Raw genomic sequence first — 10,332 nt, 5'->3', positions numbered from 1 at the left:
AATTATTACCGAGCTAACCAATGGCGTTTGTCATTTTACCCAAGAAAACATGTGGTATGATGCTAAAAATGTATTAAGAGAATCGTTGGTTAACTTATACACACTTGAAGAACTGCCTAACCACATTAACAAGAATGCGGTAGCTGTTGCCAGTTAAAAATATTTTTAAAGTCAATATTAATCCCAGTTAAACAATAACGGTGATTGATATTGACTTTTATTTTTCTTCATATATAAATTTAATCAAGACTAAAAAATCAGATTAAATGGAATATATTCGAACAGATTAATTGCTCGATAAATGAATACATTTGAAGAAACCGGTGGCGTTAGAATAGGGGGCTTTAAGGCAACCTGGCCTTTTGCCACTTTAAATTAAGCGAATTTAAACTCGAACTTAATGCATCCATCAGGGGTAATTTTGTTTTTAAACGCTCAGATATTATCGCCATTACCCCCCACACTTCTATATTAGGTAGTTCAATCAGGATTACCCATCGTGTTGAAAAATACAATAAAGACATCTTCTTTACCTTTTTGGGAAATGCAGAGGAGCGGATGGCAGAGATCATACAAACTGGTTTTCTTAATTATACCGAGCCTATCCCAAATTACATTGAGCAGGAGATCAGCCAGCTTCAGGCTCAAACTGGTTTCCCGATTAAAATTCCAGTTGCCGTAGGTATCGTGGTGATCTGGAACTTACTTTTCCTATCAGATTTTTTCAACATATTCTATACCAGAAAAGAGACAGAAATATTTGGAATTGGTGTTGGCTTAGCGCTTGCTTTCGTATTTTTAATCTGCGTATCATTGCTCACTTCAGACATAGCCAGACAACTGATATTAAAGAATGGTGGTAGTACCGCTGGCCTTAAACCTTTTTTATTTTTCACAGCCTTTATTACATTTATACTATTTATAGCTGGTTTCCTTCCACAATACCTTTCAAACCACTAAACATTTAACAGAAAAAGTTGTTAGTTAAGCTAACAAAAGAGAAGAAGAAGAACCTACCGAAATGAGAGAATCTTTTTTTAGTTTTATGGCGCAATAAATGCCAATTTACCAATATAAACATATCCCAAAATTCTATTTATAGCAAAAGCATGAATGTAGAAGAAGTTTTTAAGAACAACGAAAAATGGATCGCCGAAAAACTGGCCATCAACCCTGATTATTTTACTGAATTATCGAAAGGCCAAAGCCCTGAGTTTTTGTACATCGGCTGTTCAGATAGTCGCGTTACTGCAGAAGATTTAATGGGTATACAACCAGGGCAGGCTTTTGTTCACCGGAATGTAGCCAACCTGGTAAACAACGTGGATCTGAGCGTGATGACGGTTTTAAATTACGCCGTGCGCCATTTAAAAGTTAACCATATTGTGGTTTGCGGCCATTACAATTGTGGAGGCGTTAAAGCAGCCATGCAGCCTGCAGATTTGGGCATATTAAACCCCTGGTTAAGAAACATCCGCGATGTATACCGCATCCATAAAGACGAACTGAATGCCATTGAAGATGAAAGTCTTCGTTATAACAGATTGGTAGAGCTTAATGTTCAGGAGCAATGTGTAAACCTGTTAAAAACAGCAGCAGTTCAGGAAGCTATTTCTAATCGCGGATTAACCGTTCACGGTTGGGTATTTGATATCCACACTGGCCGGTTAATTGACCTGAAGATCGATTTCGAAAAGATTTTGAAAGATATTAAGGAGATTTATAACCTGTATTAACAGCCAGGCGCTTGGCGCTGAGCGTTTAGAGCCCAAAGTGAATAAAAAAACCAGTAGGTTTTAAAAAGTTTGGCGTTAAGCGTTTGGAGTCTAAGGCGCATAAAAACTAGCAGGTTATTTAAAATAAAGAAGTCAAGTTTTGAAAACTTGACTTCTTAGGTATAACCCTCACAGGTTTTATCGTCTTAAATCATTGACTCAGGACTATGGACTCCAGACTAAGGACTAACCTATCGTCCCATCCAACCGCCATCAACGGTTAAAATTGTTCCGTGAACATAATCACTGGCTGGTGATGCCAAAAACAATGTAGGTCCTTTAAAATCTTCTGGTGTTCCCCATCTTCCGGCCGGGATACGCGATAAAATAGAAGTGCTTCTATCCTGATCTTCACGTAAAGCTGAAGTATTATCGGTTGCAATATAACCAGGTGCAATGGCATTGACGTTTACGCCTTTTGATGCCCACTCGTTTGCAAAAGCTTTAGTTAAAGACGCAATTGCACCTTTACTTGCTGCATAACCGGGAACAGTAATTCCACCCTGGAACGACAGTAAGGATGCCGTAAAAATTACTTTTCCGCTACCTCTGGCAATCATTTCCCTCCCGATTTCGCGGGTTAAAATAAAGGGTGCAGTTTGGTTTACCGCAATTACTTCGTCCCAATATTCATCCGAATGCTCAGCAATTGGCTGACGTAAAATCGTTCCGGCATTATTGACCAAAATGTCGATAACGGGATGATCGGCCTTTACCTGCGCAGCAAAAACCAGGGTATTTTCGCGTTTACCAAAATCGCACTGGTAAGCATAAAACTTTCTACCCAGTGCTAAAATTTCTTTTTCTATAGTGCTACCTTGTAATTCAAGACTTGCAGAAACACCAATAATATCGGCACCTGCTTCGGCCAAAGCTAAAGCCATTGCTTTTCCTATCCCTCTTTTACAACCGGTAACTAATGCAGTTTTACCTGCTAAATTAAATATGTTAGACATGTTCTTTATTCTATGATGCATTTAAGACCGCTCCATTCCACTACCGATGAAAAATCAGTAATGTAGTTGCGATGACGATGTAATTTATTTCAATTCGGTGATGGCACAGTGATCCATATCGCCATAATCTAAGTTTTCGCCAGCCATACCCCAAATAAAGGTATAGTTGCTTGTACCCGCACCTGAGTGGATAGACCAGTTTGGCGAGATTACCGCCTGATCACTTTGCATCCAGATGTGTCGGGTTTCTTGTGGCTGGCCCATCAAATGGCAAACACTCTGCCCTTTTGGAACTTCGAAATAGAAATAAGCTTCCATCCTCCTATCGTGTGTATGTGCCGGCATGGTATTCCAAACACTGCCCGATTTTAACTCGGTCATRCCCATCTGCAACTGGCAAGTTGGCAAAAGACTGTTCACTAACAACTTATTTATTATTCTATGGTTTGCGGTTTCAGGCGTGCCCAATTCTACAATCTCTGCTTCCGCTTTGCTTACTTTTTTGTTAGGATAAGTGTGGTGGGCAGGAGCAGAATTGATGTATAATTTAGCCGCCTCACCTGGTGTAGCAGATTCAAAAAACACTTCTTTTGTGCCCTTACCAATGTATAAAGCCTCTTTATAATCCAATTCGTATTTTTCGCCGTCAGCAGTAACGATTGCTTTTCCACCAACATTGATAATCCCCAGTTCCCTACGCTCTAAAAAGTAGGTCGCTTTTAAATCATCAGGGTTTGGGAGTGCTATTTTCTGATCAACAGGCATTGCACCCCCAACAATATATCTGTCAAAATGAGATAAGGTTAGGTTTACCTGGTTGGCCTCAAATACGTTTTCGATCAGGAAATTATCCCGCAAAGCTGCGGTATCCATTTGTTTAACTTCTTTAGGGCTTTGCGCGTAACGGCTTTCGAATTTGTTCATTGGTTAAAAATTGAGTTTTGCGATGGGACCTGAACCGATATCAGATCCTATCCGCAAATATATTTATACGATACTTATTATTTGTATTAATACTCAACTTTATAATCCTTTTTTATGGTTTCTCCGCTCCAGGCTTTTAAACTGGTCCATGGTGCGGGTGCATCTGTCCAAAATTTATTATCGGCAGGTAAACCCAAGGTTAAAAAGCCTAAGGTGGCCATGTATAAACTTCCGGTAGAAGTATAGGTATCAGCCACTTCTGGTTGATGACCGTTAAAGCCAAGCACCAACCATCCTTTATCATCAAAATTCTGGTTTCCATCGTATAGTTTATGCATTACCGCGGTTAAGCCGCCACGAACTTGCGATGGTTTTACATATTCTGGCAGTTTTTCCATTAGCGCTGTTTGCGCCAGGGCCTGAAAGGCTGCTGTACGGTAAGTAATCGAACGGCCATAGGCAGGATAAGTACCTTCTGGTGAAATAATTCTTTCCAGATATTCAGCATAACGTACCATTCTTTTCAAGGCGATATCATAGTCGGCCTGAGATGCTCTTTTCTTATCGACCAATACCTTTAAAAGATCAACCAGCATGGGATGGATCACATAAGAATTGTAATAATCCATACTAAATTTTTCGCCATCACTGTACCAGCTATCGCCTACATACCATTCCTTCATTTTATTAATCGAGAATTGAACACGGGYAGGATCGTACTGCTCGTCAATGCTCAATAAAAACCCCTCAGTTAAGCCCGAAAACAATAACCAGTTATTGTAGGCACCACTTCTGGTGCGTAGCGATTTAAATTCTTCTATAAATCTTTTTTTGGTGATTTCATCAAGCGGCTCCCAGAGTGCTTTTGGTGCTCGAAGAAAGGCATGTGCTACATAAGCGGCATCAACAATAGGCTGATTTTCGGAGCGGTAACTGATATAATCAGGACTTGCAGGATTTACTGAATTGGCCAGCGCTTTTAAAAGCTCGGTGCGCATGGTTTTTCTGAGTTTACCTTCTGCAGAGTTGTCATCCGGCAAAGCCAACCATGGCGCAACTCCTGCAATGGTGCGTCCTAATGCTTCGAGATACGTAACTTTGGCTACGTTTAAGCCATAGCCAGGGGCTTTTTCTAATGGCATGTTCTTTTTTAAAGTTTCATTGGCCAGGTTATGGATCACTGGGTAGGCAATGCGGTTTAAGGTTTTAACCCAAAAAGCACGGTCTTCGGCACCTGTTGTGGGTTTCTTTTGTGCGTTTGCCAACTGAGAAAAAATCAGCAGGGCAGAAAAAATCAGTTTATATTTCATTTTCATTATATATGTGAGTGTGATGGCTCACTCTGGTTATTTTTAATTATTTGGAGAGCAGGCTTCTGTGCTACGATTCAGGTTTCTTCCCGCTTTACGTTTTATCCTGATGAAGGATCAGGATGTCCACTCCAATCGGGTCTAAGTGGCAAAGCAGGCATTACTATTATTGGCAGTCCTTGYACAAGCCCCTGTTCATAAACCCGGTAGTAGCGWGCATCCCGATTATTCTCTATCGGGATGCTCGCTACTACCGGGGCTGTTGCCTCAGAAGCACTAAGAACTTTCATTTCCAAATAAAAAACTAAGATTTAATGTAAGTTTTGGCTAATCTAAACAGCATTTAAATCTCATGTTTAATATTTTCTATAAATACCATTTTTTATACCTGGCCAATGCTTCCAAATAATAATAATCGGCATAAATTAAAGGTACATCTATTTCGCTGTTTAATGGGTAAGCGCCTGTGCTGTGCATCAACAAAAAACCACCGTTTTCACCTAATTTAGCATGATAAGTGCTGCTCGAAAGCGAATAGATCATGGTTTCGGCCGCAGATTTGAATTCAGTTTTTTCGCTCCCTGAAGTGTACTGACCAAGCTCTAACAATGCCGAAGCCATCAGTGCGCCTGCAGAAGCATCGCGTTTGGCAAATGGAATCCCCTGCGCATCGAAATCCCAGAAAGGAATTTTATCGGCAGGTAAATTTGGATGGTTCAATATAAAGTGTGCAATGCCTTTGGCCTGTTTTAAATAGACCGGATCTTTGGTAAATCGGTACATCATCGTATAGCCATACAAAGCCCAACCCTGTCCACGCGACCATGCCGAACAGTTTGCGGCACCCTGCCATGTTGCTTTCCTGATTACTGCTCCGGTTTCGGGATTATAATCGACCACGTGAAAAGAACTGAAATCTGGGCGGAAATGATTTTTTAAAGCGGTATTGGCATGGATAACCGAAATTTCTTTATACTTTTTATCACCACCATTATCGCTTACCCAGTTCATCATTTCCAGGTTCATCATGTTATCGATAATTACAGGGCATTCCCAAATTTTGCTTTTATTCCACGATTGGATAGATTTTACAACAGGGCGGTAACGCGTAGCCAAAGATTCTGCCGAACGCTGAATCACAGCCTTATATTCGGCTTTGCCGGTTAAACGGTACGCATTGCCAAAACTGCAGTACATCATAAAGCCCAAATCGTGGTTTCCGGTATAAGTTTGGTTCGGCGCTATTACTTTTAAGGCGGCCTCTGCTTCCCGTTTAATGTTCTGATCTTTAGTTTGTTCATATATGTACCACAAACTGCCAGAATAAAACCCACTGCACCACCACTTAATATCGTAGTTGATAGATTTACCTTTATCGAAACTTTGAGGTGTTTTACCTTCGGGTATATTTTTAGCAAGTACTTTATATTGGTCAGCGGCGAACTTAAATTCATCGTTAATTAGCTGGGCCATTGGCTTCTTGGTGGTTTGGGCAAATGAACTACCCCCCGTAAGCAGGAGTAATGCGGCAATTAAATTGATTTTTTTCATCTGTATATTTGTGTTTTAAAGGTAATGAAGCTCTCCTAGCAGYGGAAATATCATATCCTGTTTATTATTTTTTGTATTGCTGAGGATATGATGGTTTCATCTTTTATAATTTGTTTTATTCTTTTATTTTAAACCTTGCTGTAGCACCTGCAAAAGCACCATTTGGCAGATTACAAGTTATACGTTTTGATTTCGATAATCCTGGCAACTTTAACAACACGCTTATAGTTGCATTTTCCTGTGCTGGATCTGCGATATATAACGTAGGGTTTTTACCGTTTAAATCTTTAATGTAAACCGTACACGGCTGGTCTACCTGAAGGGAAAGGCCATTGTCAGCCAGTGTTCCCGCTTTATAAAAAACGGCCTGCAACATGTCCAGTCTGGTATGTTTTACAGCCTGCAGTTCATTGATATTTTTTAATACCTGTATCATCGACCGGTTGTATTTTTTTAAACCCGCAGCGTCAATTCCTGGCACAACAATATACTGATAGCTGGCGTTCTGAGGATTTTTGCCATGATTTAACCAGATTTTAAATACATTATGTTTGAGTTCGGTTTTACCTTGAAAATGATTGATGCGGTACCAGTTTCCGGTTTGCGCTTTACTGCTGATTTCTAAATTCCCACCCTGAGGAAAAATATACCCAATACTGTCATGAACTGCCCAGCGCTCGCTTTTAGCATTGGCCTGCACTCCATTGGAAGAAAATACGTCGCCTCTTAACCAGGCCTGGTTGATTGTTGTGGTAATATTTTCTTTCGAATCGCTCCTAATCCCAGCACCTAAACAAACCACTTCCTGATCGAAAAAGAACCATGCTTTTTTTGCCTGAACACTATCATAGTCTAAATCGTAACATGAAACGCCATAAATACCATCACTAACTCCACCCACAAATTTGGTGGTACCTGGAATTCCCCATTCCTTTAATATTGTTGCGCCATTATCATCAGGGTAATCTCTGCTGGTGGTTCCAGGGATTTTATCCCATTCCCAAACGGGCATCAGGTTGGCGTATTCAGATCCACTGCGCTGAATATTGGTTGCCCCATCGGGGAGAAATTTCCCCAATATGTTTTCATTGTTACCGCGTTCTGTCCGTAAAGTTCTCGTTGATGCCGTTTGCACACTAAAGGTATAAGCGGGGCGAAGGTGCAGGGTGTAACCACTTTTCCAGTATTGGTTATGTGAAGYAGTTATCCCATAATCAACAGTTTTTTTGCCTGATGTTCTTAATGTTGAAGCGTCCCAGTAAGCCGCATTTTCGGGATCAAATAGTTTAATTTTTCCTATCATTCCTCCCATCCCACTATTTAACGAATCTTTACGGCTAATGCCGCGACCGCGTACATTAAAATCGTAAAACGAGCCTCTCACCGTTTTCAGAAAAGTATTTTTAAGATAATTGACCAAAATAGCCAACTGATCTTTCGGCAAAGCATATTCTGTTTCCCTTAAATAGAAAGCCGCATTAACCGAATTTCCGGCAAACACCCTTCCATAACTGGCAATGGCCTGCTGTTTTCCATGCTGATAATAACTCCCATCAGCCTGAACGCCTTCCCTGCCATCAGTTATGGCAATCGGTTCGAACAGGTATTTTGCAGCAGAGTCGAGGGTTGCCTTATTCTGTGTTAAACAGGCCCGATATAAATAATGTAATGCTTCATCAGAGGTGTTGGCACCGTCGCCAGTCTTTAATTTTCTGATCATCCTTTTGATCAACGCATTTTCCAGCGTTGCAGGAAGCCCGGTTTTGGCATTGCGCATCAAAATCAAGGTTTGCCCGATAGCCTGAGGATAAAAAATATCATTGTACCACCAATTCTTGTTCTTCGGGTTTTTATCCAGCCAGTTCTGTAAAGATTTAACAATAGCAGCGTGTAGTTCGCTATCGTTATAAAGTTTATTCGATGGGCGGATATAAGCGGTCGCCATATCTTTGATCCGTTTTAAAGGATCGTACTGCACATCGGCATAATTGATATCTGCCCAGCTTCCATCTGCATTTAGATTTTTAAGATGATTGCCCACCTCTTCGGCCAATGGTTTATCTTTAACAAAAGTCTGCAAATCGTTATTAATACGTTGCAGAATGATATCAAAAGGTTTTTTTTGGGCATTTGCCGATATACCCATCAGCATTAGGCCTCCAACCAGGAATCCAAACCTAATCTTTCGGTGAGCCTTTATTTTGTTGTTCGTTTTTTCACTTATGGCAAACATGTTTATTTTTTTATTTAAGCAAACCGGTTTAGGTATTCGCAATAAAGAATTGGCAAAAGGCAATTCAATTTCATTTTTCGCTTCATTTCATTTAAAAAAGCCACCAAGCTAGGCAAGGCGGCCCCAAATTAACGATACTAACCATTTTTTTATCAGATCGAACTGATTTTTCTTTATTTTCCTATCAGCCTGGATTATGGATCAATGCGCTATTTTGCATTGAACAAAGTAAGGGCTTATAGAAATTCAGCAGTTAAAAGAGCCTGTATCATAAGTTGTATTCAATTCGAACTTGTCACGTTGTCCAAAGGACTCCTACGGAGAACTTGTCGAAACGCTTTATGGGGCATTAACAGGTCTTTCGACAGGCTATCATTGACAGAATCCAGTAGAAAGTCGTCATCTCGACCGAAGCACTGCGGAGTGGAGAGATCTTTGAATTGTGTGTTATTGAAATCAAATTTAAAGATTTCTCCTCTTAAGGAGTTCCTTTGGAACACTACGGTCGAAATGACGATACTTCTAAGGGACTCAACTCTTTAAAATTCCCCTGTCATTAATATTGATTTTTATACAATAAATTACCATTAAGGATAACAATTCTATATTTATGATACAGCCTCTAAAACTAATCCTTTCAAATATCTAATTTATCCAACCTGCATTTTGAGTCAGGTTGGGATTTCGCTCTATCTCTACCGCCGGGATTGCCCAGTTGTAAAGATAATCACCCTTAAATGAGTAAGCATATACAATCTTGCCCCAAGCCTGTTTTACGCCGTTACCGGCATAAAAAACTTTGTCTTTCCAGCTTTTCCATCTCATTTCATCAAAGAAGTTAATACCCTCATTAGGAAACTCTACTCTTCTTTCGTTACGGATTCTTTCTCTTAAATCAGTTTGACTGGATACAAATGTTGGCAGCGCGGCATTTGTATTTTGAAGTAAAGCTACACCAGCACGGGTTCTTACTTCATTTACTTTAGCAATGGCTTCAGCAGTTAAACCTTGTTCATTTAGCGCCTCAGCCCACATCAACAGTACATCAGCATATCTGATTAATACAAAATCAGTTGGTCCGTAATCTCTTCCTGGTGTTTCAGCAGATCCTTCGTAAACGTATTTTCTATATAAATAATAGAACAAACTTTGCGTATCGGTACGTAAATCACCATTTGTTGCGGCTTCGGAACGATAAGGCCATCTTGAAGTTACTGTAGCATTTGCACCACTAAAAACGCCTAAATAAGTAGAATATGGGGTAATTACATTGGCAGCTAATCTCGGATCGCGGTTAGCATAAGCCTGAATAATTCTTGCTTCATTACCAGTTGGCAAATATAAGCTCATTTTTGCACCTCTTGTTGTTGCTGCGGTAATTTCTGCGGTAGTTAAGTTGTTTCTTAGAAAGTAGACCTCTCTCTCTGCTACAGAAAGTGCTGAATATCCAGGTATAACAGTATCCCAGTTAAATTTTGAGCCATCAGCGTTTTCATATAAATCTACCAGGTTTGGCGAAACATGATAGGTGTTCCAGCAAGAACCGAAAGAAGAACGGGTACCACAATAGAATTGTGTAGCAG

Annotated in this window: 8 protein-coding genes; 2 read left to right on the top strand and 6 right to left on the bottom strand. The window is 40.2% G+C overall.

Annotation, left to right across the window (positions count from 1 at the left end):
• Positions 1 to 537: 537 nt before the first annotated feature.
• Positions 538 to 960, top strand: a complete 423-nt coding sequence (locus AC1DPQ_RS07325; protein ID WP_477578740.1) for a hypothetical protein — start codon at positions 538 to 540, stop codon at positions 958 to 960.
• Between the two features lie 149 nt (positions 961 to 1,109).
• Positions 1,110 to 1,736 (top strand): carbonic anhydrase, encoded by a 627-nt coding sequence (locus AC1DPQ_RS07320; protein ID WP_215131631.1) that lies wholly within the window; start codon positions 1,110 to 1,112, stop codon positions 1,734 to 1,736.
• A gap of 230 nt (positions 1,737 to 1,966) precedes the next feature.
• Here the strand turns inward: AC1DPQ_RS07320 and AC1DPQ_RS07315 are convergent, their stop codons facing one another.
• From AC1DPQ_RS07315 to AC1DPQ_RS07290, 6 genes are all read right to left on the bottom strand, one after another.
• Entirely contained in the window at positions 1,967 to 2,731 is a 765-nt protein-coding gene (locus AC1DPQ_RS07315; protein WP_477578737.1) for an SDR family NAD(P)-dependent oxidoreductase, read from the bottom strand.
• An 84-nt stretch (positions 2,732 to 2,815) separates the two neighbouring features.
• On the bottom strand, positions 2,816 to 3,655 hold the full coding sequence (kduI, locus tag AC1DPQ_RS07310; RefSeq protein ID WP_477578735.1) for a 5-dehydro-4-deoxy-D-glucuronate isomerase: 840 nt from the start codon (positions 3,653 to 3,655) through the stop codon (positions 2,816 to 2,818).
• A gap of 86 nt (positions 3,656 to 3,741) precedes the next feature.
• Positions 3,742 to 4,965 (bottom strand): DUF2264 domain-containing protein, encoded by a 1,224-nt coding sequence (locus tag AC1DPQ_RS07305; protein WP_477608582.1) that lies wholly within the window; start codon positions 4,963 to 4,965, stop codon positions 3,742 to 3,744.
• A gap of 366 nt (positions 4,966 to 5,331) precedes the next feature.
• Entirely contained in the window at positions 5,332 to 6,516 is a 1,185-nt protein-coding gene (locus AC1DPQ_RS07300; RefSeq protein ID WP_477578731.1) for a glycoside hydrolase family 88 protein, read from the bottom strand.
• Positions 6,517 to 6,631: 115 nt separating this feature from the next.
• Positions 6,632 to 8,749 carry a polysaccharide lyase family 8 super-sandwich domain-containing protein gene (locus AC1DPQ_RS07295; protein ID WP_477608580.1) on the bottom strand — a complete coding sequence of 706 codons (2,118 nt, stop codon included), beginning with the start codon at positions 8,747 to 8,749 and terminating at the stop codon, positions 6,632 to 6,634.
• 645 nt (positions 8,750 to 9,394) lie between these two features.
• Positions 9,395 to 10,332 (bottom strand): RagB/SusD family nutrient uptake outer membrane protein (locus AC1DPQ_RS07290; RefSeq protein ID WP_477608578.1); only part of this gene is annotated, 938 nt, incomplete at its 5' end.

The organism is Pedobacter sp. 01T416_2, from assembly GCF_056398925.1.
The sequence above is the reverse complement of the archived record's forward strand: the minus strand, read 5'-3'. Positions and strand labels throughout refer to the sequence as shown.